The organism is Streptosporangium sp. NPDC020072, from assembly GCF_040631445.1.
Taxonomy (GTDB): Bacteria; Actinomycetota; Actinomycetes; order Streptosporangiales; family Streptosporangiaceae; genus Streptosporangium.
Genome location: NZ_JBEYAB010000011.1, coordinates 270,217 through 292,988, shown reverse-complemented (window position 1 = coordinate 292,988; position 22,772 = coordinate 270,217). Strand labels below are relative to the sequence as shown.

General features: G+C 70.1%; 21 protein-coding genes and 1 pseudogene. 9 read left to right on the top strand and 13 right to left on the bottom strand.

The genetic code is table 11. The annotated features are described in order from the left end of the window. Positions 1–33: 33 nt before the first annotated feature. Entirely contained in the window at positions 34–2,865 is a 2,832-nt protein-coding gene (locus ABZ470_RS27070) for a BTAD domain-containing putative transcriptional regulator (RefSeq protein WP_362914787.1), read from the bottom strand. Between the two features lie 580 nt (positions 2,866–3,445). On the opposite strand from ABZ470_RS27070, the gene ABZ470_RS27065 reads away from it, so the two are divergent. Further along, the gene (locus ABZ470_RS27065; protein ID WP_362914785.1) at positions 3,446–3,784 is read left to right on the top strand and encodes a hypothetical protein; all 339 of its coding nucleotides are present in this window, start codon (positions 3,446–3,448) and stop codon (positions 3,782–3,784) included. Positions 3,785–3,974: 190 nt separating this feature from the next. On the opposite strand, the gene ABZ470_RS27060 is transcribed toward ABZ470_RS27065, so the two are convergent. The 4 genes from ABZ470_RS27060 to ABZ470_RS27045 are packed head-to-tail and all read right to left on the bottom strand — an operon-like array spanning position 3,975 to position 7,486. After that, complete coding sequence (locus ABZ470_RS27060) at positions 3,975–4,949, bottom strand: M24 family metallopeptidase (protein WP_352011764.1); 975 nt, start codon at positions 4,947–4,949, stop codon at positions 3,975–3,977. Between the two features lie 7 nt (positions 4,950–4,956). Next, positions 4,957–5,883, bottom strand: a complete 927-nt coding sequence (locus ABZ470_RS27055; RefSeq protein ID WP_362914783.1) for an ABC transporter ATP-binding protein — start codon at positions 5,881–5,883, stop codon at positions 4,957–4,959. Beyond that, entirely contained in the window at positions 5,880–6,650 is a 771-nt protein-coding gene (locus ABZ470_RS27050; protein WP_352011766.1) for an ABC transporter ATP-binding protein, read from the bottom strand. The genes ABZ470_RS27055 and ABZ470_RS27050 overlap by 4 nt, the downstream gene beginning before the upstream one ends. Next, positions 6,647–7,486 carry an ABC transporter permease gene (locus tag ABZ470_RS27045; protein ID WP_352011767.1) on the bottom strand — a complete coding sequence of 280 codons (840 nt, stop codon included), beginning with the start codon at positions 7,484–7,486 and terminating at the stop codon, positions 6,647–6,649. The genes ABZ470_RS27050 and ABZ470_RS27045 overlap by 4 nt, the downstream gene beginning before the upstream one ends. A 110-nt stretch (positions 7,487–7,596) precedes the next feature. On the opposite strand from ABZ470_RS27045, the gene ABZ470_RS27040 reads away from it, so the two are divergent. Next, positions 7,597–8,790 carry a transposase gene (locus tag ABZ470_RS27040; RefSeq protein ID WP_362914781.1) on the top strand — a complete coding sequence of 398 codons (1,194 nt, stop codon included), beginning with the start codon at positions 7,597–7,599 and terminating at the stop codon, positions 8,788–8,790. Between the two features lie 39 nt (positions 8,791–8,829). Here the strand turns inward: ABZ470_RS27040 and ABZ470_RS27035 are convergent, their stop codons facing one another. Together ABZ470_RS27035 and ABZ470_RS27030 are read right to left on the bottom strand one after the other, a co-directional pair. Then, the gene (locus ABZ470_RS27035) at positions 8,830–9,975 is read right to left on the bottom strand and encodes an ABC transporter permease (protein WP_352011768.1); all 1,146 of its coding nucleotides are present in this window, start codon (positions 9,973–9,975) and stop codon (positions 8,830–8,832) included. Continuing rightward, complete coding sequence (locus tag ABZ470_RS27030) at positions 9,950–11,560, bottom strand: ABC transporter substrate-binding protein (RefSeq protein ID WP_362914779.1); 1,611 nt, start codon at positions 11,558–11,560, stop codon at positions 9,950–9,952. The genes ABZ470_RS27035 and ABZ470_RS27030 overlap by 26 nt, the downstream gene beginning before the upstream one ends. Positions 11,561–11,681: 121 nt before the next feature. On the opposite strand from ABZ470_RS27030, the gene ABZ470_RS27025 reads away from it, so the two are divergent. Next, on the top strand, positions 11,682–12,320 hold the full coding sequence (locus ABZ470_RS27025) for an Lrp/AsnC family transcriptional regulator (RefSeq protein ID WP_362914777.1): 639 nt from the start codon (positions 11,682–11,684) through the stop codon (positions 12,318–12,320). A gap of 34 nt (positions 12,321–12,354) precedes the next feature. Here ABZ470_RS27025 and ABZ470_RS27020 read toward each other — a convergent pair whose 3' ends face one another. The 4 genes from ABZ470_RS27020 to vanY-N form a co-directional block, all read right to left on the bottom strand. Continuing rightward, the gene (locus ABZ470_RS27020; RefSeq protein WP_352011771.1) at positions 12,355–12,708 is read right to left on the bottom strand and encodes a hypothetical protein; all 354 of its coding nucleotides are present in this window, start codon (positions 12,706–12,708) and stop codon (positions 12,355–12,357) included. A gap of 198 nt (positions 12,709–12,906) precedes the next feature. Then, the gene (locus ABZ470_RS27015) at positions 12,907–13,677 is read right to left on the bottom strand and encodes an MgtC/SapB family protein (protein WP_362776336.1); all 771 of its coding nucleotides are present in this window, start codon (positions 13,675–13,677) and stop codon (positions 12,907–12,909) included. A 33-nt stretch (positions 13,678–13,710) separates the two neighbouring features. Then, entirely contained in the window at positions 13,711–14,931 is a 1,221-nt protein-coding gene (locus ABZ470_RS27010) for a serine hydrolase domain-containing protein (RefSeq protein WP_362914775.1), read from the bottom strand. A gap of 59 nt (positions 14,932–14,990) precedes the next feature. After that, positions 14,991–15,635 (bottom strand): D,D-peptidase/D,D-carboxypeptidase VanY-N, encoded by a 645-nt coding sequence (gene vanY-N, locus ABZ470_RS27005; RefSeq protein WP_362914774.1) that lies wholly within the window; start codon positions 15,633–15,635, stop codon positions 14,991–14,993. 187 nt (positions 15,636–15,822) lie between these two features. Between vanY-N and ABZ470_RS27000 the strand changes: the two genes are divergently transcribed. The 3 genes from ABZ470_RS27000 (at position 15,823) to ABZ470_RS26990 (ending at position 18,544) form a co-directional block, all read left to right on the top strand. Next, positions 15,823–16,497, top strand: a complete 675-nt coding sequence (locus ABZ470_RS27000; RefSeq protein ID WP_352012080.1) for a response regulator transcription factor — start codon at positions 15,823–15,825, stop codon at positions 16,495–16,497. After that, on the top strand, positions 16,494–17,969 hold the full coding sequence (locus ABZ470_RS26995; RefSeq protein ID WP_362914773.1) for a HAMP domain-containing sensor histidine kinase: 1,476 nt from the start codon (positions 16,494–16,496) through the stop codon (positions 17,967–17,969). Before ABZ470_RS27000 ends, ABZ470_RS26995 begins: the two co-directional genes overlap by 4 nt. A gap of 128 nt (positions 17,970–18,097) precedes the next feature. Then, complete coding sequence (locus ABZ470_RS26990; RefSeq protein WP_362914771.1) at positions 18,098–18,544, top strand: GerMN domain-containing protein; 447 nt, start codon at positions 18,098–18,100, stop codon at positions 18,542–18,544. A 177-nt stretch (positions 18,545–18,721) separates the two neighbouring features. Here the strand turns inward: ABZ470_RS26990 and ABZ470_RS26985 are convergent, their stop codons facing one another. Next, positions 18,722–19,168 (bottom strand): ATP-binding protein, encoded by a 447-nt coding sequence (locus ABZ470_RS26985; RefSeq protein ID WP_362914769.1) that lies wholly within the window; start codon positions 19,166–19,168, stop codon positions 18,722–18,724. Positions 19,169–19,301: 133 nt separating this feature from the next. Here ABZ470_RS26985 and ABZ470_RS26980 point away from each other — a divergent pair, with 133 nt between their 5' ends. The 3 genes from ABZ470_RS26980 (at position 19,302) to ABZ470_RS26970 (ending at position 22,250) form a co-directional block, all read left to right on the top strand. Continuing rightward, positions 19,302–20,066 carry a helix-turn-helix transcriptional regulator gene (locus ABZ470_RS26980; RefSeq protein ID WP_362914767.1) on the top strand — a complete coding sequence of 255 codons (765 nt, stop codon included), beginning with the start codon at positions 19,302–19,304 and terminating at the stop codon, positions 20,064–20,066. After that, positions 20,057–20,281, top strand: coding sequence for a DUF397 domain-containing protein (locus ABZ470_RS26975; RefSeq protein ID WP_362914765.1), 225 nt, complete (start codon positions 20,057–20,059; stop codon positions 20,279–20,281). The genes ABZ470_RS26980 and ABZ470_RS26975 overlap by 10 nt, the downstream gene beginning before the upstream one ends. 253 nt (positions 20,282–20,534) lie before the next feature. Further along, positions 20,535–22,250 carry a hypothetical protein gene (locus ABZ470_RS26970; RefSeq protein ID WP_362914763.1) on the top strand — a complete coding sequence of 572 codons (1,716 nt, stop codon included), beginning with the start codon at positions 20,535–20,537 and terminating at the stop codon, positions 22,248–22,250. Positions 22,251–22,358: 108 nt separating this feature from the next. On the opposite strand, the pseudogene ABZ470_RS26965 reads toward ABZ470_RS26970, so the two are convergent. Beyond that, a pseudogene (locus ABZ470_RS26965) lies at positions 22,359–22,628 on the bottom strand (MgtC/SapB family protein); the annotation flags it as partial. Positions 22,629–22,772 lie beyond the last annotated feature (144 nt).

Sequence of the window (22,772 nt, the reverse complement as noted above, 5' to 3'; positions counted from 1 at the left end):
GCCGCGTACTCGGGCTGGGTGCCGGAACGATCCTCAGCCGTCTCGGCCGCGGGTCGTCGGAGGGACGCCGCACCTGGCCGCCAGGCGTTCCTCCAGACGGGCGTGCCGGAACTGGTACACCGCGCCCACCTGGCGCAACACCCCCCGCCGGTGCGCGTCGTCGAGGAAGCGCATGAGGTGGAGCGGGATGTGCCCCCGGGCGGCCAGCCAGAGCCGGACGACGGTGAAGGCGCCCCACGCGCGGGCGAGGCCAACCGTGAGTCCCCCCGCGAGGCCGAACAGCGCGCCCACCGTCAGGGCGTTGGCGAGGCTGGGCGCGCGGGAGAAGATCAGTCCGCCGACCACGGTTCCGGCGAGCCCGTACGCCGCACCGCCGAGGTTGCCCAGCAGGAAACGGCCCAGCAGTCCCGACGCCAGGCCTGCGGCGCAGGCGAGCCCGAGGTCGAAGGTTCCCCCCAGGACGGGGACGAACCGGATCTCGCGCGTGAAGGCGAAGGCCACGGTGTAGAACAGCCCCAGCGACGCCATGAAGGACAGGGTGAACGCCCAGGTGGCGATTCGGTCGTTGCGCAGCACGAGGGGCGGGCTGGAAACGCGGTTGACGTCGACCGGGGTGGCCAGCCAGACGTGCAGGCCGACGCCGAGACCGAAGACGGTGGCGAGCAGGCCGATCATCTCCGCGGACAGCGACCAGCCGAGGCCGAGGCTGACCCCGATCACCACTCCGATCCCGAAGCGCCCCAGGAATCTCGTCGCGGTGCTGCGAAAGTGCAGCTCCACCCGCAGCGGCCCCGGACGCCGCCCCAGCGTGTGGACGCCGCAGCCCGCCGCCGCGAAGAACAGCCCGTAGACCAGTCCGATCAGCGGGCCGCCCGCGAGCCACCCGGTGATCCAGAACAGCAGGGCAGCGGGCATGCCGAGCAGCAGGCCGCCGACGGGCCTCGGCACGGCGCGGTCGAGCCGCCACCAGGCGAGGTCGTGGGTGCGGGTCCGGTTCAGGTGCCGGGCGAGGAAGGCCAGCCACCGTTCGGCGTGGTCGACGTCGTAGGCACGCGCGGGCACGGGCCGCTCGTGCCGCAGGGGCGGCTCCGGCCAGGACGCGTAGACGGCCGGCAGGTAGGCGTCCAGCAGGTGCCCCTCTATCGCGGCCCGATCGCCGAACCGGGCCGGGTCGCACAGTTCGGCGGGCACGGTCGACGGATGGGCGTAGGCCGTACGGGCGAGATCGATCATCAGGGGGGTGCGCAGTGACTGGGCGAGCGCGCCGCCCGGGTGCCGCCGCAGGTGGTCGATCACAGGCTGCCAGCGCTCCTCACCCACCCGCCTGCGCGCGGTGAGGAAGTCGACGGCGTCTTCGAGGGCGACGGGCTCGATCTCCACGACCGCCGCGCGCGCGAGGATCGCGCCCGCCTGGTCCGCCGCCAGCTCGTACTCCTCGCTACGGCAGGTCACCACCAGGGGCCGGTCACCCGCCACGGCCCTGTCGAGAGCGTCGATGGCCGCCGCGCGCAGGCCGGGCGGTATCTCGTCGAGGCCGTCGAGCACGGGCAGGACCCGGTTCTCGACCACCAGCCGCGTCGCCGCGTCCCGTCCGTAGACGGCGGTGTTCGCCAGCCCGGGGTACTCCTGGACGAGCATGCGGGCGAGCCAGCGGTGTATGTGCTCCCGGTGCGGGTTCCACGAGGCCAGCGAGAACAGCACCGGCACCGGCTCGCCGGGCCGGTGGTCCGCGAGCAGACCGAGGGTGAACAGGATCGCCAGCACCGACTTGCCCGCGCCGGGACCGCCCAGCACCACCAGTTGGCGCGCGGGCACCTGCCGGAACCTGGCGAACAGGTCGGTGAGGCCACCGCTCGGCATCGGCCGGTCCGGGTCCTCGGCCGATCGGCCGTACGGCGGTGCGGCGGCCACCGCCGCCACCTGACGCCTGGTCTCCGACCATCTCAGCGGCACCGGTTCCGGCCGGTTCAGCGAGCGCACCTCGGCCTCGGCCGTCCACTGCCGGGTGATCACCATGACCAGCTCCTGCACCGCCCGGTCGAGACGGGGCGGCTCCGGGGCGGCGGGCCCCGGTCGCGGAGCCGGCGCGGATCCCGGCTCCCGCACGGCGGATACGGGCGGGGAGAGGTCCACCTCGCCGCGCAGGACACGTTCGTACAGCTCACGGACCTCGGCCCCGGGGTCGACGCCGAGTTCCTCGGCGAGCCTTTCCCGCAGCCGGTGGAACACCTCTATCGCCTCGGCCTGCCTGCCGCAGCGGGTCAACGCGAGCATCAGTTGCGCGTGCGGCCTTTCCCGCAGCGGGTGTTCGGTGACGAGTTCCACCAGCTCGTCCGCGACCTCGCGGTGCTCACCCAGCGCCAGTTGCCAGTCCACGCACTGTTCGAGCGCGTCGAGCCGCTGCTCGTCGAGCCGCCTGGCGCGGGCGGTCAGCGCGGCGGTGCCCAGGCCGTCGAGCGCGGGGCCGCGCCACAGCCGCAGCGCCGAGCGCATCTCCAGTACGGCCTCCGCCGGCTCGCCGGCCGCCGCGAGCACACGCGCGGTGGCGATCCGGCGGGTGAAGCAGAGCAGGTCCAGTTGGTCCTCGGTCACGGCCACGCGGTATCCCCGGCCGTCGGTGGCGATGACCTGGCATTCGGTGTCCCCGAGACGCCCCCGCAACGCCGAGACACAGTTCTGGATCTGCTTGGTCGCCGTCGCGGGCGGCTCGTCGTCCCAGGTCGCCTCGACCAGCTTCGACACCGGTACCACGGCGCCGGGCGTCAGCAGCAGCATCGCGAGCACCCGCTGGTGCCGGGTGCTGGGCAGGGTCACCCTGTTCTGGCCGTCCCAGACTTCCAATGTCCCGAGTACGAGAAATTTCATCTCAATGATTTCCCCCCAAAACCGATGCTATCTGGCCAATTAGCGGCCGGGAGTGATTTCGAAGGACGCCGTGATGACGGCGCGATGACGCCGTGAGGACGGTCTCCGCCACGGTGGAGTCGTCCGGTTCGCACGCCGGGCGATGGAAAGAGGCGAGAAGTCGTGGATCGCGAAAGGAAAATGCCCGTGGCCTGAATCTCGCGGCGAGAACCGCTCACGGTGACCGTGACATCGGCGGTGGTCCGGCCAAGGGCGGACGCCACCGCCGGCGCTCCGCGCGGAAGATCCCTTCACCGGATCGTCCTCTCCTTCCCTCGGGTGAAGTTCGACGGGGGACCACCGAACTGTCCTTACGGGGATCGAGGGCGCCCCATCGCGCGACGGAGCGCTGCGTCGGAACTCCCTGCTTTCTTCGTTTTCGGGCAGCCGGAAAATCCGGAACTGCCGGAGGCGTTCGGTTTATACGGCCCCGGGGGCGGTCGCGGATATTTCGAATCGCCGAACAAGCCAAGAAAGCGTGGCAACGACGGTTTTTCCCGTCATTCCACCACAATCGGTACGAATCTCTTCAGGAGGACTCATGAGCAAACTGAGCGCGTCCGCGCTGGCACTGTTCGCCGCGGCCGGGCTGAGCCTGGCGGCCGTTCCGGCGGCGCAGGCCCAGTCCGCCGCCCAGCCGGCAGGCGTGACCGCGCAGGTGCTGGGCAACGCGCCCTCCTGCGTCACCGTCTGGCAGAAGACAGGCAGGATCACCAAGACCGGCTACGCCCGCAACGACTGCAAAGGCCGCACCCTCAACCTCAAGATCGTGTGGGCGCACGGCGCGGACGGCTCCTGCCAGACCGTGAGGCCGGGCGGGACCATCAGCAGCAAGGTCGCGCGGGGCGGCCGCACATTCGACGGCGCGAACATCTGCTGAACCGAAGGCGCGGGGCCCCTCCGGAACCACTCCGGAGAAAGGCGGTGAGATCCCGCTCCCGGTCGTCCCGGCCGGGCGGGATCTCCAGGGAGGCCGCCGGACGAGGGACGTGGTGACACGAGGACGGGGGCCGGTCATGGCCCGCCACGGTGGCGGGCCATGACCTCGGCGTCCTCCTCCGGCAGGAGGGTCAGTGGTCGATGACGTGGAAGGCCGGGGAGGTCGTGGTGAGGCGGGTGGCGCCCTGGGGGGCGCAGACCGCGATGTCGGCCACCCTCGCGCCGAACAGCTCCGGCAGGTAGATCGACGGCTCCAGGCACACCGTCATGCCGGAGGTCAGTACGGTCTCGTCGCCGGGGACGAGCCAGGGGGCCTCGTCGGGGCCGAGGCCGATGCCTCGTCCTGGGCGTGGCCCGGCGTAGTTGCCGTAGCCGCTGCCCTCGATCACCTCCCGCGCGATCCGCCCGACCTCCGCCGCCGTCACGCCGGGCCGCAGCGCGTCCAGGGCGGCGTGTTGCGCGGCGAGGACGACCGAGTACATCGCCTCGAAGTCCTCCGGCGGCTCGGCGACCGCGAACACGCGGGCCACCTCGGAGCAGTAGCCGCCCCACCTGCCGCAGACCGAGACCAGCAGCGCGTCGCCCGGGTTGATCACCCGGTCGCACGGCACGTGCCGGGGCAGGGCGGTGTGCTCACCGGCGGCGACGAGCACCGACAGCACCTCCTCGCACCCCGTCTCGACCATCATGGCCCACAGCCTGCGCGCCATCGCTCGCTCGGTGGTGCCGAACCACGCCAGCTCGCGGGCCATGAGCAGGACGGCGTCCGCCGCCGAGGCCGCGCGTTCCGTCGCCGCGACCTCAGCGGGACCTCTGCGCGACCTGAGCGGGGCCAGCACGGCCGAGGCCAGCACGACCTCGGCCTCGACGCGCAGGGAGAACAGCTCCCACGCGCGCATCTCCGGGTCCACGCCGACGCGGCGCGCCGAGGGCGGGATGAGCGCCGCGGCCTCCAGCGGCTCCGCCGCGGCGGTGGGCGGACGGTCATGGGTCAGGACGAGGTATCCGTCGCCCTGGCCGCCCAGATAGCGGAAGTCGGGGGAGGGGCGCAGCACCAGGGCGTCGATCCCCTCCTCGGCCATCCTGAGCCGCACCTCGTCGATCATGCGGCGGTCACGCGGGCTCGTGCAGCCAGCAGGCGACCGGTCCGAAGGCCGGTTCGCGCTCCCGGCACACGTCCATCGCCACCGGGCAGCGCGGATGGAAGCGGCACCCCGGCGGCGGGGCGGCCGGGTCGGGCACGTCACCGGGCAGCTCCGCGGGCAGCGTGCCCGCGCCGTCGGGGGCGGGGATGGCGCTCAGCAGGGCCCGGGTGTAGGGGTGGCGGGGGTCGTTCCACACCTCCTCGGTACGGCCCACCTCCACGATCTTCCCGAGGTACATCACCGCGATCCGGTCGGCGATCAGCCGTACCACCGACAGGTCGTGACTGATGAACAGCAGGCCCGCGCCCGAGGAGACCGCGAGGTCGCGCATCAGCCTGGCCACCTGCGCCTGCGCCGAGGCGTCGAGGGCGGAGATGGGCTCGTCGCCGATCAGCAGGGACGGCCTGGCGGCCAGGGCCCTGGCGATCGCGATCCGCTGCCGCTGCCCGCCGGAGAACTCGTGCGGGTGCCGCCCGGCGAAGTCGCGGGGCAGCCCGACCCGTTCGAGCATGTCGGCGGGGGAGGAGGCGGTGTCGCGCCCGGTGCGCAGGCCGTCGGCGATCTGGGCGCCGACCCGGCGCCGGGGGTTCAGCGACGAGTAGGGGTCCTGGAAGACCATCTGGACGCCGGACAGCGCCGGGTTCCTGCGGCGCAGTCCCAGCGGGGTCACCCGGTGGCCGTCGAAGGTGATCGACCCCGAGGTCACGGGGTTGAGCCCGCACACCGCGCGGGCCAGTGTCGACTTGCCGCAGCCGGACTCCCCGACCAGGCCGACGACCTCGCCCGCCGCGACGCTCAGGCTCGCCCCGGCCACGGCACGGACCAGGGGACGGCCGGGGGTGCGGTGTTCGACGACCAGGTCGTCCACGGTCAGCAGCGTCGTGCTCTCCGTCATGCCTTCTCCCCGGGCAGCGAGTCCAGCAGGGCACGGGTGTAGGGGTGCTCGGGATCGCGGAGCACCCGCCCGCGCGGGCCCGTCTCGACGACCAGGCCCTCCTTCATCACGCTCACCTCGTCGGCGACCGCCGACATCACGCCGAGGTCGTGGGTGACGAGCAGTACGGCCAGCCCCAGGTCGTCGCAGAGGCCGCGCAGCAGCCGCAGCACCCCGGCCTGGACCGTCACGTCGAGGGCGGTCGTCGGTTCGTCGGCGATGAGCACCTTGGGCGAGCAGGCCAGCGCGATGGCGATCGCGATGCGCTGGCGCATGCCGCCGGAGAACTGGTGCGGGTAGCGGTCGATCGCCGACTCCGGGCCGGGGATGCGCACCTGCCCGAGCAGTTCGATCGCCCTGGCCCTGGCCTGCTTCCTGTCCAGGCGCAGGTGGTGACGCATGTGCTCGGTGAGCTGGCGGCCGATCGACAGCATCGGGTGCATGCTCGTCGCCGGGTCCTGGAAGACCATGGCGACCTCGCCGCCGCGTACCGTGTTGAGCTCCTTGGCCGACATGCCCAGCAGGTCGCGCTCGCCGAGGGCGATCCGGCCGGTGGCCCTGGCGCCGTGCGGGAGCAGGCCGAGCACGGCCAGGCCGGTCATCGTCTTGCCCGAGCCGCTCTCTCCCGCCAGGCCGTGCACACGCCCCGGCTGCAGGTCGAGGTCGACGCCCCGCAGGATCTCCCGGTCGCCGACGGCGACCTTCAGACCGGAGATGGTGAGGGTCATAGCGCACGCTCCTTGATGGCGCGGGCCGTACGGGGGTCCAGGGCGTCGCGCAGCGTGTCGCCGAGGAAGTTGAAGGCCAGGACGACGGTCAGGATGGCCAGGCCCGGGAAGGTCGCCACCCACCAGCTGTCGAAGACCTCCACGCCGGAGGCGACCATGGCGCCCCACTCGGGGGAGGGCGGCTTGGCGCCGAGCCCGAGGAAGGACAGGCCGCTCAGCAGCAGCAGCGCGGTGCCGATGTCGAGGGTCGCGAGGACCAGGATCGGGCCGGTGATGTTCGGCAGCACGTCGACGCGCAGGGAGCGCCAGGCGGAGAAGCCCAGCAGCCGCCCGCTGATCACGAACTCCCGCCCGCGCACGCCGAGCACCAGTCCGCGGGTCACCCTGGCGTAGGAGGGCCAGGCGACGACGAGTACGGCGAGCACGGCGTTGGCCAGGCTCGCGCCGAGCGCGGCGGCGACGACCATGGCCAGGATGACGGTGGGGAAGGCGAAGACGAGGTCGGCGAACCGCATGATCGTCTCATCAGCCCATTTACCGAAATATCCGGCGCAGGCGCCGAGCAGGCCACCGACCAGCACCGAGAGCGTGACCAGCAGCAGCGTCAGCGGGATCGACAGGCGCGCGCCGTACATGACCCTGCTCAGGATGTCGCGGCCGAGCTGGTCGGTGCCGAACCAGTGCCCGGGGCCGGGCGGGGCCAGCCTGGGCAGGTCCTGAGCGAGCGGGTCGTGCGGCGCCAGCAGCGGGGCGGCCACCGTGATCACGATCCAGGCGAGCGCCACAACCCCGCCGACGATCGCCAGCGGCTGCCGCCAGGCTTGGGGGAGTTTCACCGTGCTCCTACAGCGTGGATGCCCCGTGTTTCAGGGCGGGGAGGAAACGCGGCACGGTCGGGCACTTCGGTCTCCTGGTTTTGTCGGTGGCGTTCGGTAGGTTCGGGGGCGTGTCCCGCTATCGGCTCCGGCCCACGCCTGCTCAGGAGCAGGCGCTGCTGGAGCATTGCGGGCATGCCCGATACGTGTGGAATCTGGCCGTCGAGCAGCACGCCCACTGGAGGCCGGGACGCACGTCCGCGCCGGGTTTCGCCGAACAGTGCCGCCAGCTGACCGAGGCACGCGCCGAGCACGAGTGGCTGCGTGGCGGGTCGATCATCGTTCAGCAGCAGGCGCTGAAGGACTTCGCGCAGGCCATGGCGAAATTCTTCGGCATGACCCACCGTCGGCCGACGTGGCGCAGGCGCGGGCGGAGTGAAGGGTTCCGGATCGTCGCCGTCAAAGCGGGCGATGTGCGCCGCCTGTCGCGCAACGTGGGCGAGGTGAGGGTCCCGAAGGTTGGCTGGGTGCGGTTTGGCTGGTCGCGTGCCGTCCTGGACGGTGTGAAGTCCTACCGGATTACCCGGGACCGAGCGGGCCGCTGGCATGTGGCGTTCGCCGTGATCCCGGAGCCGATCCCTGCGCCGAGCACGGGGGAGGTCGTCGGCGTGGACCGGGGTGTCGCGGTCAGCGCGGCGCTGTCCACGGGCGAGCTGTTGAACGTGCCGACCCCGCGTGAGGCGGAGAAAACCCGGCTTCGGCGTCTCCAGCGGAAACTGGCCCGGGCGAAACGGGGCTCGAACCGGCGTGGCAAGGTTAAGGCTGCGATCGCGAAGCTGAAGGCCCGCGAGACGGACCGCCGCAGGGACTGGGTGGAGAAGACCTCCACCGACCTGGCTCGGCGCTTCGATGTGATCGCTGTCGAAGACCTGAAGATTGCCGGCATGACCCGATCCGCCAGGGGCACGGTTGAGGCGCCCGGCGGGAACGTCCGCCAGAAGGCGGCCCTGAACCGGGGCATTCTGGCGGCAGGTTGGGGCTGGCTGGTGCAACGCCTGGAGCACAAGGCGCCTGGGCGGGTTGTGAAGGTCAACCCCGCGTACACGAGTCAGCGGTGCTCGGTGCGCGGGATCGTGGATCGGACGTCGCGCGAGAGCCAAGCCGTCTTCCGGTGCCGGTCCTGCGGATACGCCGGCAACGCCGATGTGAACGCGGCCGGGAACATTCGCCACGCGGCAGGGCATGCCGTGTCCGCACGGGGAGGCCCACCGTTGGGTGGGCCGGTGAACCGTGAACCTCAACGCGACCTCCTCCTCGTGGGGTAGTTGCCGTTGGAATCCCCCGCCTTCAGGCGGGGGAGGATGTCAAGTGAGTCTCACTCTGGGGTCGATGACGCCGTACAGCACGTCGACGATCAGGTTGATGACGAGGTAGACCGCGCCGATGACCAGGCCGACGCCCATCACGGCGGGCAGGTCGAGGCCGGTCGCGCTCTTGTAGGCGTACTGCCCGACGCCGGGCCAGGCGAAGATCGCCTCGACCAGGACGGTGCCGGACAGCAGGCTGCCGAAGGCCAGGCCCGCGACCGTGATGATCGGCACCAGCGCCGAGCGCAACACGTAGCGGAACAGGATCACCCGGCCGGGCAGGCCCTTGGCCCGCGCGGCGCGCACGTAGTCCTGACCCATCACCTCCAGCACCGCCGACCTGGTGAAGCGGGTGAGCAGGCCGATCGTGTAGAGGGCGAGCACCAGCGCGGGGGTGGCCAGGTGGCCGATCGCGGAGGAGAACACGTCCCACTGCCCGGCCAGCGCGGCGTCCACCGTGTACAGGCCGGTCACGTGGGGCGGTGCGGTCATGCCGGGGTCGATCCGGCCGCTGCCCGGGGTGATCTGCAGGCGGTAGAAGAAGATGTAGAAGGTCGTCAGCGCCAGCCAGAACGTCGGCACCGAGATGCCGACCAGGCTGAGGACGCGCAGCACGTGGTCGGAGAGCCGGTCACGGCGCAGCGCCGCGATCACGCCGAACGCCACGCCCGCCACGAGGGAGATCAGGATCGCGGTGCCCGCGAGCTCCAGGGTGGCGGGGACGGCCTCGGCCAGGTCGTCGAGCACCGGACGGTGGCTCTGCTGGCTGGTGCCCAGGTCGCCCTGCAGCACGCCCTGCAGGTGCAGCAGGTACTGCTGAGGGAGCGGCTTGTCCAGGCCGTGATCGGCCCGCCACTGCGCCACGATGGCCGGGTCCCCGAGGGCCCGCTGGCCCAGGTTGGCCGCCACCGGGTCGCCGGGGACGAGGTTGGTCAGGACGAAGGTGACCAGCGTGATGCCCACGGCCAGCAGCAGCGCGGTGAGCACCCTGCGGACCAGGAAGCGCACCAGCGGGTTGGGGCCGCCACCCCGGCCCGGGCGGCGCGCGGCCGTACCGGCGCCCCCCGGGCCGGAGGCCACCTTGGCGCCGTCGCGCTCCGGGGTGGCCTCCGGGTCCTTACTTGGCACCGAGGTCGGCGACATCGATGGTCCAGACCGGGTGGAACTCCATGCCGGTGACGGAGGCGGCCGTCACGATGTTCTGGCTCGGCTGGATGAGCGGGATGAACGGGCTTGAGGCGTTCAGCTTCGTCTGGACGTCGACGTAGGCCTGCTTGCGGGCGTCGTCGCCGATCGCGGCCGCGGCCTTGTCGCCGGCCGCCTCGATGTCCTTGTCCGCGCCCGCCTTCCAGCCGGCCCGCAGACCGACGGTCTTGCCCGGCAGGAACACCAGGTAGTCGCTGGGGTCGGGGTAGTCCGGACCCCACCACCACAGGCCGAGCTCCTCCTTGCCGTTGCGGTAGTTGTCCAGCGCGGTGGTGACCGGCGAGGGCGCCAGCTCCACGGTGATGCCGACCTCCTTGAGGTTGGCCTGGATGCGCTCGGCGATGCCCTGCAGGGACAGGCCGTTGAGGGTCAGCTCGCTGGGGTACTCCAGCTTGACCTTGGGGTCGGCGACGCCGCTCTCCTTGAGGGCGGCCTTGGCGCCCTCGACGTCGCGCTTGGCGGCCTGGTCGGCGGGGAGCGCGCCCAGGAACATCGAGGGGATGACGCCCGGCGCCTGCACCGAACCCTCACCGGCCAGTTCGAGCAGGCCCGTGTAGTCGATGCCCTTGCGGACGGCCTCGGCGAACTTGGGGTTGGCGGTGATCGCGCTGACCGAGGAGTTCCGGTTGGCCAGCAGGAAGACCACGTTCGCCGACGGCGTCTTGGTGACCTGCAGGGTGCCCGGCAGCCCGTTGACCTGGTCGCCGGACAGGTCGAGCGCGACCTGGCTGTCGCCGCGCGAGACGTTGAGCTTCTGCGTCGCCGACTCGACGTTGCGGATCACGACCTTGTCGTAGACCGGCTTCTTCGGGCCCCAGTACTTGGCGTTGGCCTTGAGCACGACCTGGCTGCTGATGTTCACCGACTCGATCGTGTACGGTCCCGAGCCCAGCGAGGTGGAGTTGAGGTACTGCTCGGCCTTGTCGCCGGGGTCGGCGGTGGCGCCGTGCTCCTTGGCAACCTTGGAGTTGATGATGCCCAGCGCGGGGTTGGGCAGGATGTACGGCAGCGCCGGGTTGGGGTTCTTCGAGGTCAGGGTGACCGTCGTCTCGTCGGTCTTTTCGACCTCAACCCCGTCGAGCAGGAAGGACGGGGTGCCCTTCATGTCGCGCACCCGGTTGAGGGAGAAGACGACGTCGTCCGCGGTGACGGGGGAGCCGTCGGCGAAGGTGGCGCCCTGGTGGAGCTTGAGGGTCAGCTTCTTGCCGTCCGCCGACAGCTCGTAGGAGTCGGCGAGGGAGGGCACCGGCTTGGTGACGTCGGAGCCGTCGAAGGTCAGCAGGGTGTCGTAGGCGGCCTTGCCGACGGTCAGGCCGGTCGGCTCGTAGGTGCGCCCCGGGTCGGCCGTCTTGAGGTTGAAGGACGTGTCGACCACGAGCGTCTTGGCGGCGGTGCCGCCGCCTGTCTGCGACGCGGGGGTGGACGAGCCGCCGCTGGAGCAGGCGGCAAGGGCGAGGGCGCCGGTGAGCAGCACCGGCAGCAGCGCCGCCTTCGCCGTGGGGCGCCGGGAACGGATCGCCATTTTTGTGTCCTCCGAAAAGGGGCCGTGGTGGACGTTTGGTGGTCGATCGTCCAGGATGTACAGGCAGAAAGTCCAGGTCATGGCAGTAAACTGAGACAAATCCGACCCGAAGGGTATGATCATGACCGAAACGTCAAGGAACATGTCTCCAGATGGCGGTCAGGCTGGACGGATCGGTATCGGCCTTGACCTCGACGCGACGCACCTGAGAATTCTGGAGGTCCTGCGGGAGAACGGCAGGATCTCCGTGGCCGCCCTGGCCGAGCGCGTCGGCATCTCCAGGGCGAACGCCTACACCCGTTTCGAGGCGCTGCGCGCCGACGGCGCGATCAGGCGTTTCACCGCGGAGATCGACCACGTCCGCGCCGGTCTCGGCATCACGGCGCTGATCTTCGTCACCGTCAGGCAGCAGATGTGGCGCCAGTTCCGCGCCCAGCTCGCCCACATGCCCGAGGTCGAGTACTGCGCGGTCACCACAGGCCAGCACGACGCGATGATCCAGGTCCGCATGACGGACGTGGCCGCCGTGCACACGATGGTGACCGAAAGGCTGGCCAACATCCCCGCCGTCAAGGCGACCGAAACCGTCTTCATCCTCGACGAGGTCATCAGACGGCCCTACGTCCTGCCGAGCGACCGGGGCCCGGCGTGGTCGACCCGCCGCCCGGCCCCCGATCCGGCGGGCGGCGAGGTCCCCCTGGGCAAGATGCGTTTCGTGGGCGCGGCGGAGGGCCGCGCCCAGCTGCAGCGCGACGTCTGACCCGGTTTTCGGTCGGCCAGAGGTCAGAAGGCGGTCAGGCGACCTCGGCGCACACGCTCACGTGCACCGTGTCGTCCCCGGCGAACTGGAACTCCTCGACCAGGCGCAGCCGCCCGTCGGCGAGCGGCTCGATCCGGCTTCCGCTTTTGCCGCTCGCGCGTTCGCCGTTCTTGAGCAGGTGCACGTAGGTCAGCTCGATCCGGTCGCCGTCCCGGACACCGACGAACCGCCCGGTGACCACGGTGTCGCCGGTGTAGTCGCCCCAGATGAGGCCGTCGGACTCCTGGTAGGTGAACGAGGTCGGCCCGTCCGGGTCAACGGCGCTCGCGGTCGAGCTGACCATGACGAACCTGCGGCCGTCGAGATTGAGAAGATTGTTGTCATCCACGGTCCGCATGGTGCCGTTCCGTCCGCCGTACGCAACCCGGGCTGGACGTTTCTCCCGGCGGAGGAGGAACAGGATGGTGATCCGTCCAGCGGGAGGGGTCCCTCACGTCCCACGCCGAGATCCGGCGGCCGGGTGCTTCGAGCGCCGGAGAGGCCGGGCCGTACGGCCACGCCCCGCGCCGGGACCCGGCGTGACGGCTCAGTCGGTGCTTGAGGCGCCCTCGCGGGAGCTGACACCGACGACGTCGGGCATCTCCCCGAGGGCGGCGGTCAGCTCGGGGATCGACCCCTTGCCCTCCAGGACGAGCGTCACCGCGACGGTCCGCCGCGGGGGCCGCGGCTCGCGGTCACGCCCGTGATCACGACCGCGGTCGTGTCCCGGCTCCGCCGTCTCACCGGGCACCTCACGCTCGACGGAGACCTCGGCCACCACGAAGTCCCGCTGGGTGCACTCCACCAGCACCCGGCGCAGCGCCCCGGTCCCGTCGAGGTAGACGATGCGCAGCTGGATCGGCGCTCGCCGCGAGAGCGGCAACCTGCGGCCCAGCGCGTTGAGGCCGTAGACGGTGAGGAAGTGGCAGGCGGTCACGGCCACGGCGAGCACCGGCAGCCCGCCCCCGCAGGCCATCCCCACCGCCGCGGTGACCCACACGACCGCGGCGGTGGTCAGCCCCCGTACGGCGTCGCGCCGCACGAAGATCAGGCCGCCTCCGATGAACCCGATGCCCGAGACGATCTGCGCGGCCACCCGCGAGGGGTCGAGGGAGACGTGCGCGCCGGGCACGTCGCTGAAGCCGTACTTGCTGACCAGCATGAACAGCGCCGCGCCCAGGCCGACGAGCGTGTGGGTGCGCAGCCCGGCGCTCTTGTTACGGGCCTCGCGCTCCAGCCCGATGGCGAAGGAGAGCACCAGCGCCAGCACGAGCTCGGCGATCTGCGGCAACCCCTGACCGGGCGACAACGTGATCACCTGAGGGTTCTACCCACTTATCGGTGCCGGGGGTCAGCCGCCCTCGCCGCCGCCGGGGGAGGCCCCGGTGACGGCCTGTATCTCCCGCTGGATGATCTCCTGGAACGGCGCTCCGTCGTGGTTGCCGAGGACGACGCCGACCCATCCGGTGTACGGATAGATGTTCCAGCTGGCGAAGCTGCCGGGATTGACACCGGCACGACCGACCACCCACTGACCGCCGACGATCGCGACCGGCATCGAGTAGGCCCCGAAGGCGTCCTTGCCGAGAGGGACCTTGGCCCCGGTGAGGATCTCGGCGTGGGGCCGGTCCAGCAGGGTGCCGTCGCCCAGCGCGTGCGCGAACCGGACAAGATCCGGCGCGGTGGCGAAACCGCCGTCCCCGGGGGCGTCGACGAAGAGGCGGCCCGGGTTCTTGCCCAGCTGGTACGGGTCGGGGCTGCCCTTGTCCAGATTGCGGACGGCGTCCACCACACCGCCGTCGGCCTGCCGCATGTACGAGTGCGCGATGTGCTCGTCGGTGAGCCACTGCGGCCTGGTGTAGAACGCCGTACCGGTCATGCCGCAGCGCCGGAAGACGTGCTCTTCGACGTGGTCCCAGTACGTCCTGCCGGTCACGGCCTCCACGATCAGCGCGGGGATGGCGACCTCGGCCCCGGCGTGGTCGGTCGGCGTGCCGGGGGGAGCCACCTGCTTCGCGCGCCGGGCCCACTGCTCGTAGAACTCGTGCACCTCCTCCCGGCTCTGGAAGACACGCTGCAGGTCCTCCTCCGGGGAGTTCAGCCCGGAGGTGCCGGAGAGCAGGTGGTGGACGGTCACCCGCTCGGCGATCTCCTTGGGGAAGTCCGTCAGGTAGGTGCCCACCGTGTCCGACAGCTTCACCTTTCCCTGCTGCACCAGCTGCAGGACGGCCACCGCGCCGAACGGCTTGCCCGCCGAGCTGAGGTTGAACGCGACGCCCCTGTGGTTGGGGATCCCCTTCTCCCTGTCGGCCATGCCGTAGCCGCGGGAGAGCACGGTCCGGCCCCGGTGCGAGAGCAGTACCACGCCGGAGAACCTGCCTTCGGCGGCCAGTTTCGCCACATACCGGTCGTAGGCCCCGCCAGGCCGGGTGTCCGGCGGGATCACGTCACGGGTCGCCGGGGAAGGGGAGGGGCGGCCGAGGTGGGCGCCGACCAGCGGCGCGCCGGCCGCCAATCCGCCCCACCTGAGCAGCCGTCGCCGGTCGACACCGCGTACGGAGTCCGAATCCATGATCATGAACCTTTCTTGATCGACGAACCGTGGGTTTTCCGACACGCCGGGCCCCGGGTTCAGGAAGCCGGCGCGAGTCTGCGGGGGGAGGACACCGTGGCGGAGATCGCGACAGCCCGGTCACCCCAGACGTCGAACGGCTCGTCCGTCCGGTATCCGGGGAACACGCCGGGATGGGGCAGCCGCCGGGGCGGCACGCCTTCGCGGTCCGGGCGGTACTCGAAGTGCCACCACTCGTTGTCGTAGACGCGGTAGAGGTCGTGGCGGGCGCCGTGTTCCTCAAGCCATCGCGCGCCCTCGTGCGGGCGCACGTCCAGCGCGAGGCCCTTGACGTGGCTGGACTCCGCCGGTGGCAGCACGAGCATCCGAGCCAGGGCCGGGGAGCCGGAGCGGCGCACCTCCTCGTCGAACATCCGCTGCTGGACGGCGGGGTCGCGGTACCCCGAGGTGAGGCCGATGAGCTGGCCGTGCCGCCAGAACGCCTCGGTGCGCGCCGCGGTGAACGCCGCCAGGGCGCCGTCGGTGAGCCCGGCCAGGTCCTCGGCGGGGAACCGCACCCGCAACGCCCAGCGGCAGGCCAGTTCGAGGGCGCGGCCAGGACGGCAGGCGAGCGCCACGGGCAACAGGAGTACGGCGAGCACCAGCGTGACCACGGCGAACAGCCGGTCTCGGGGCCGAGAGGGGATGGTGCGTGGTTCATCCATGGCGATTACGATTGGCGCCAAATGTGTGTGCTTTGTCTGCCGTATGTCACCGTTTCTCGACGGTGATCGTCGGCACGACCGTGACACAACCAAGACATCGCGCGGACGGGGCGGTGACAGGGCCGGTCGACAGTGGACGGAGTCGACCGGCGGACAAGGTACGGAGCGTGCGGTGAAACCCGGCAACGTGTCACGAGTGTTGTTGATCGAGGACGATCCGGCCGTGCGGGAGAGCCTTGAGCTGGCCCTGACCCGGCACGGACACCGGGTGCGCGGGGTGGAGTCCGGCGAGCAGGGGCTGGAGTGGCTGCGCGCGGACCTTCCCGACGTCGTCGTGCTCGACCTGATGTTGCCTGGAATGGATGGGTTCGAGGTCTGCCGCCGCATCCGGGCCGCCAGGGAGATACCGATCATCATGCTGACCGCGCGCGGTGACGACATCGACGTGGTGGCCGGGCTTGAGGCGGGCGCCGACGACTACGTGGTCAAGCCGGTGCAGCCCAGGGTGCTTGAGGCGCGCATCCGCGCGGTGCTCCGGCGGGTCGGCCGCGACCAGGCCGAACTTGAGCGGTACGGGGACCTGACCATCGACCGGGCCTCCCTGGTGGTCTCCAAACGAGGCACGCAGGTCGGCCTCACCCCGACCGAGATGCGCCTGCTGCTCGAACTCTCCGGCACACCGGGCCGGGTGCACAGCCGCCAGCAGCTGCTGGAGTCGGTGTGGGAACACGGGTACTTCGGCGACTCACGACTCGTGGACGCGTGCGTGCAGCGGTTGCGCGCGAAGATCGAGGACGACTCGGCGGCGCCCGTCTACGTGCAGACGGTCCGTGGGTTCGGGTACCGGTTCGGCCCGGTGTGACCCTCCGGCTGAACCTGGGACTGCGCGCCCGGCTGCTGGCCGCGTTCGCGCTGCTGTGCGTGGTCACCGCGGCCTCGGTCGCCGGAGGGATGTACGTCGTGGCCCGCAACGAGATCCTGGAGCGGACCCAGAACGCCGCGGTCGAGGCGATGAGAGACCGCCTGCAGGCGCTCTTCCCGTTGCGGGACCCGACGCCGGGCCCGGACGAACTCAGCGAGATCGTCAGCGTCGTGGCGGAAAGGAACAGCGACGCGGTCGCCGTCTACCACGGGACACGCTCGCCCGCCGGCCCGGCCCGGCCGTGCCTGCCCTTCGGCCGCCCGTGCCGGCAAGGCCTGGATCTTGGGATGATCCCCGGCGAGCTGCGGCGGGCGGTGGCCGACGGCGTCATCGCGTGGCAACGCGTGGCGTGGGAGGACGGACCCTATCTGATCATCGGCACGCCGTTGCTGATCGTTGAGGAAGATCGGTCGACCCGGGCGTCCGGCATCGAGGTCTACGTCGCGCGCAGCCTGGCCTCCGAACAGCGCGCCATCGACAACCTCGCCGTGCTCGCCTGGTTCATGGGCGGGGTGGCCCTGGCGTTCGCGGTCGTTCTGACGGCGCTGGCCACCCGTGGTGTGCTGCGGCCGGTGCGTGAACTCGGCCGGGCGGCGCGCCTGCTGGGCGAGGGCGAGCTGCGGACCAGGATCGCGGTGCGCGGCTCCGACGAACTGGCCGAGGTGGCACGCACGTTCAACGACACCGCCGCCGAGCTGGAACGACACGTCGAACAGCTCCGTGAGATGGAGGCCGACGCCCGCCGGTTCGTGGCCGACGTCTCCCACGAACTGCGCACCCCGCTGGCCGCGCTCACCGCGGTCGCCGAGGTCCTGGACGAGGAGGCGGCCGAACTGCCCGAACACGCGGGCAGAGCCGCCAGGCTGGTCAGCCAGGAGACGCTCAACCTCACCGCCCTGGTGAACGACCTCATCGAGATCAGCAGGTTCGACTCCGGCGTCGCGGCCCTCGCGCTGAACGAGGTCGACGTGGCCGAGCTGGTACGCGCGACCCTGCGCACCCGGGGCTGGTCGGAACAGGTGCGCACCGAGTTCCCCCCCGGGGTGACGGTACGGCTGGACCCGCGCAGGGCGGACGTCATCCTCGCGAACCTGGTCGGCAACGCCCTGCGGCACGGCGAGCCCCCGGTGTCGGTACGGCTGCGCGCCGACCCGCACTGGATCACCGTCGAGGTCCGCGACCACGGGCCGGGGCTGGACGAGGCGGTGCTGCCGCACGTGTTCGACCGGTTCTACAAGGCCAGCGCCGCCAGGGCCAGATCCGAGGGCAGCGGCCTGGGCCTGGCCATCGCGAGGGAGAACGCGCGCCTGCACCACGGCGACATCACCGTCACCAACGCTCCCGACGGCGGCGCCGTGTTCACCCTGCGCCTGCCACGTGGGGAACACAACCCGGAAGGAGGTCCCGAATGAGGGCTGCCACACCGGGCGCACGTCCGGGCCGAGGGTCCCGAACGGGGGCCGTTACGCCGGGCACCCGCTCGGGACAGGGGTTCCGAGCGAGGGGCGGGATCGCCCGCCGCGCGCTCGCCGCGGGTCTCGTGTCGCTCGTCGCCGTGGCCGGTTGCGGTGTGCGCCCCAGCGACGGCGCCATCGACGCGGGCGAGCCGCCGCGCGGAGTCGTCGCGCCCGGTTGGAAGATCACCCTCTACCTGGTGAGGGACGGCAGGCTCAGCGCGGTGACACGGCCCAGCGACCGGCCGGTGTTCCGGAAGGACACGCTCGCGCTGCTGGCGGCCGGACCCACCGTGATGGAACGGTCGGACGGGCTCACCACCGACGTCCCACCCGGGGCCGCCCCGTTCTCGGTCACCACCAAGCGGGCGGGCCACCTGGTGGTGACCCTGTCCACCCCGGCCGGTGAGCTTTCCCGACTGGCCATCGAACAGATCGTGTGCACAACCGCCGCCACGCTGCGGGAAAGCCCCGCCCAGATCACGGTCACCGGCGCCAGGAAGAGCATCGACCCCCACGACTGCCCGGCGTGACGCCCGCCTGCTCTGGTGTCCGAGGCCGCACCGGGGATTTTCTTCCCCAAAGGGGCTGGCCCTGAGTTTCGCCATACCGTGGAAAATGATGAATCGCTTTTCATGAGACTGTTGAGGATATCGCTGTGGTGTCCTGAGATGTCGACAGGCCTATTGTGGAAGCTGTCCTTCCTGGCTTCAGGGCCACGCCACGAGTTCGAACCAGACGGATTTGCCGTGGGGGTTGGGGAGCCAGCCCCAGGCGTGGGAGAGCTCCTTGACGACGGTGAGTCCCCTGCCGGAGATCTCCATGGGGGCCGCGCTCCTGATCTGGGGGATCGTGCTTGATAAGTCGCAGGCTTCCACCACCATCAGCCTGCCCTCTCTCATGACCGAGACCTGGACGGGACGCGCGGCGGCGTGGACGACGGCATTGGTGACGATCTCCGAGGTGAGGAGTTCGGCGATTTCCGGGATGCCTTCGGCCGCTTTCCAGTCGACGGCGATCTCTCGGACGAACCGGCGGGCGGACGCCACATATCTCGCCTCATGAGGAATCCACCTCTCGCCCAGCACGGAGAGGGCCAGATCCATTGAGTGGAGACGTTCGCTCGGTGCCACGCTCGTTTCGAGAATCTCTTCCATGGGGTTTCTCTTCCGCTCTCGGTTTTGTATGTTCAGGATGCCGAGCGGTGACTACGCTTGGTGATGAAATGATTACCAAGGTCGAGCTCTGGGATTCAAGGCGCCGTCATTGAATTCCGGCAAGGGGGGCATCGTGGTCAACCTCTACACGCCTCAGGCGATATGGGGCAGGGAACTGCGTCACTACCGGAAGGCCGCGAATCTCACCCAGGGACAGCTCGCCGAGCGGATCCACTTCAGCGAGTCCCTGATCAGCGGGGTCGAGACAGGCCAGCTCCCGGCCAGTCCGGACTTCGCCGAGACATGCGACAGGGTCCTCGACACGGGCGGAGCCCTCCACCGCCTCCTCGACTGGCGGAAGGGCCAGGTCTTCCCCTCCTGGTTCGGCAAGTGGCGCGACAAGGAGCAGGAAGCGATCACGCTACGTGCCTATGAGCCGCTCGTTTTCCCTGGACTGCTTCAAACGGAGGGCTACGCCCGTGTGCTGCTGCACGGTAACGAGGCGGCTGTGGGAGCTCGTTTGGAGCGCCAGGTCATCCTCGTTCGTGAGGATCCTCGGCCTCCGGTCTTCCGGTGCGTCATCGACGAGGCGATTCTCTACCGTCCAATAGGCGGTTCCGGGGTGATGAGGGCGCAGTTGGAGCTTACCCCCCGGTTGAGCGTTCAACTGGTTCCGCAGGGGATGCACTCAGGCCTGATGGGAGGGTTCGCGATCGCGACACTAGAGGGAGGAAAGGACGTACTGTATGCCGAGACAGCCGTGCGGGGAATCACCACAAGCGACGAGGAAGACGTTGCCGTGGCCGTGGAGCGTTTCGAGGCCATTCGGAGCGAGGCGTTGCCGATAAGTATGTCCATCGATCTCATCCAGAAGGCGGTAGAGGAAAAATGGACTTGAGTGACACCAGGTGGATCAAGTCGAGTCTCTCTGGTGACAACGGCGGGAACTGTGTTGAGGTCGCTGCGTTGAAGGGTGCCGGGCACGCTGATCTGGTCGCTGTGCGTGACTCGAAGGACCCTGAGGGCCCGAAGTTGTTCTTCACTCCTGCTGAGTGGGACGCCTTCCTCAATGGTGTAAAGGCCGGGGAGTTCGGCTCGCCCCTCGGCGACTGAGAAACCCGAGGTCACCCTTCCGCCCCGGCTCCGCGGCGAACCGCAGGGGCTGGGGCGGGAAACTGGACCAACATCCCGGGCGGAGCCGCACTGTCATCGGCGTTCCGTCGAAGGCCGTGAAGCCTGGCCGGCGGGGTGAAACCGTACGCTCCGTTACGTCCGCCTGTACGGCAGTGCCGGACTAAGATCACTTTCCGTGCTTTCGGATGGTTTCTGGCGTATCACCAGGATTGGCTTAGTAAGCCTGTCCCTTGTGGCGGCGGTCGTGGGCCTGGTGCTCGGCGACGCCTGGCTCTGGGCGGCCGTCGAATGGACATCGCCGGTCTACGCGAGGTTCTACGTGGACGGCGAGTTCGGCACCGCGACAGTCGTGGCGCTGCTCGTGGCCGCCCTGGTGAAGGCCGCGCTCCTGTGGCTGATCCTGCGTACCCCCGCGCCGGGGCCACTGGACCGCCGGACGAGGGTGTTGCGCCGACTGCTGTATCTGGCGGTGGCGTACTCCCTCGTGCTGTGGATTCCGATCGGGATGCTCCCCGACGCGGTCGATGTGGTATTCCAGCTCGTACTGTGGACCGCGATCGACGTTCTCTACCTGCTCGTCATCCGCTGGCGGTCCCGCATGCTGCGCGTGGTGGCCGCAGTGATATTCGCGGTCGAGCTGGCCGGGATCGCCGACGAACTCCTCGACGAACTCGACCTCCCGGAGATCGGGACGGGCTACGTTTTCGGATTCGGCATGATGCTGGGCGGAGTGGCGGCGACCGTCATCACGATCGTCGGACAGCGGCGCGACGGCCGGTGGAGCCGCGGTACGCAGATCGCGGGGTGGTTGTCAGTCGGTGACTACGCGCTGATAATCGCGATCAGTGTTCTCTTCCGATGGGACTTCTACGCCAATCCGGTGGCACCGGTTGTAACGGACGTGCTGGAGCTCGTCAGCACCGTGTGGATCGCAGCGACCGCTCGTGAACTGTCCGTTGGGGGCCGGCCGGTGGGCCCTCCGCCCGCGCGGAGCAAAGTGGTCCGCATCGTGGTGGCGGCCATGGTCGTCCTGCCGATCACCGTGATGATCCACCCGGAGCAGACCCCACACCTCACCTACACCGGCTGGTCGATGGACTGCTATGACCGGCCCAGCTTCGGCGACCTGAAACCCACCGAACGCGACGCCGTGTTCCTGTGCCGGGCACGGATCACAGCGGACGGAATGCCACCCCTGTTCCCGGACAGCCTGTCGGACCAGGGGATCCTCGGGTACGGACGGACCCTGTGCCGCACGAAGGATCGCGAGGAACAGAAGGCGATCCTGACGCGGGCCGGGAGCGAGCGTCCCGCCTGGGGAGTGGACCCGTGGGACCTCGTCTACATCTGCCCGGAGATCATCGGCGCGACCAATCCCGAGCTGCTGCAGTCGACCAAGGAGACGGAGGACGCGGGTGCCGCCTACGTCGCCGAGGAGAACGCGAAGTGCCGCGACCCGTGGCCCCGGACGAAGGGCGTCGTCCAGGCCACGGCCAAATACTTCCTGTTCGCCGACGGCGACCACGGCTACCTGGTCCACGACCCGAAGGTCGAAGAGGTCGAGAAGGCGGCGGAACAGGCGACGGACAGGCTCTACGACGACAACACTCTCGTCGGGGCGTTCGACAGCGCGGTGCTTGTCGGACACCTCGAAGACGTCATCGATCTGTGCCTCACGGTGAAGGCCTTCCGTACCGCGCCGCCACAGCGGATAGCCGGGTGGGACCAGGTCACCGAGGTACCGGTCGTCAGTCGCAGCGGCTGGCTCAAGGTGCCGGAGGCGGACGGGGGAGACGTGGGCGCGGGCGCCCCGATGCCGAACCTGGCGATCGCGGGGAAGGGCCACTACCGGCTCCGGGCCTACATCCGGATGGGCAAAACGGGAGAGGAACACCTGGTCACGGTGTTCCCGGGCACGTCAAGGAAGAAGCTCAAACTGAAGCCGTGAACGGTGGCTGGGGCGGCCTCTCCTCCATCGTCCTTTTGGACTTGCACGCCGATCTCTGTCCAGTCCGAGACGTCTTCCTGGTCAGCGGCGTGGCGCCGTGCCGAAGGTCAGGCCGCCTCCGATGAACCCGATGCCCGAGACGATCTGCGCGGCCACCCGTGAGGGGTCGAGGGAGACGTGCGCGCCGGGCACGTCGCTGAAGCCGTACTTGCTGACCAGCATGAACAGCGCTGCGCCCAGGCCGACGAGCGTGTGGGTGCGCAGCCCGGCGCTCTTGTTACGGGCCTCGCGCTCCAGCCCGATGGCGAAGGAGAGCACCAGCGCCAGCACGAGCTCGGCGATCTGCGGCAACCCCTGACCGGGCGACAACGTGATCACCTGAGGGTTCTACCCACTGTCCCATATCCGATTCGGATTGGCATAGGGGTGAAACCACCACCAACGGGTAGCCGTTGTGCGACCCTTGGGGCAACACTGACCGTACTTTGTTGAGCACCGACGGTTGGGCACCATCATGGCCAC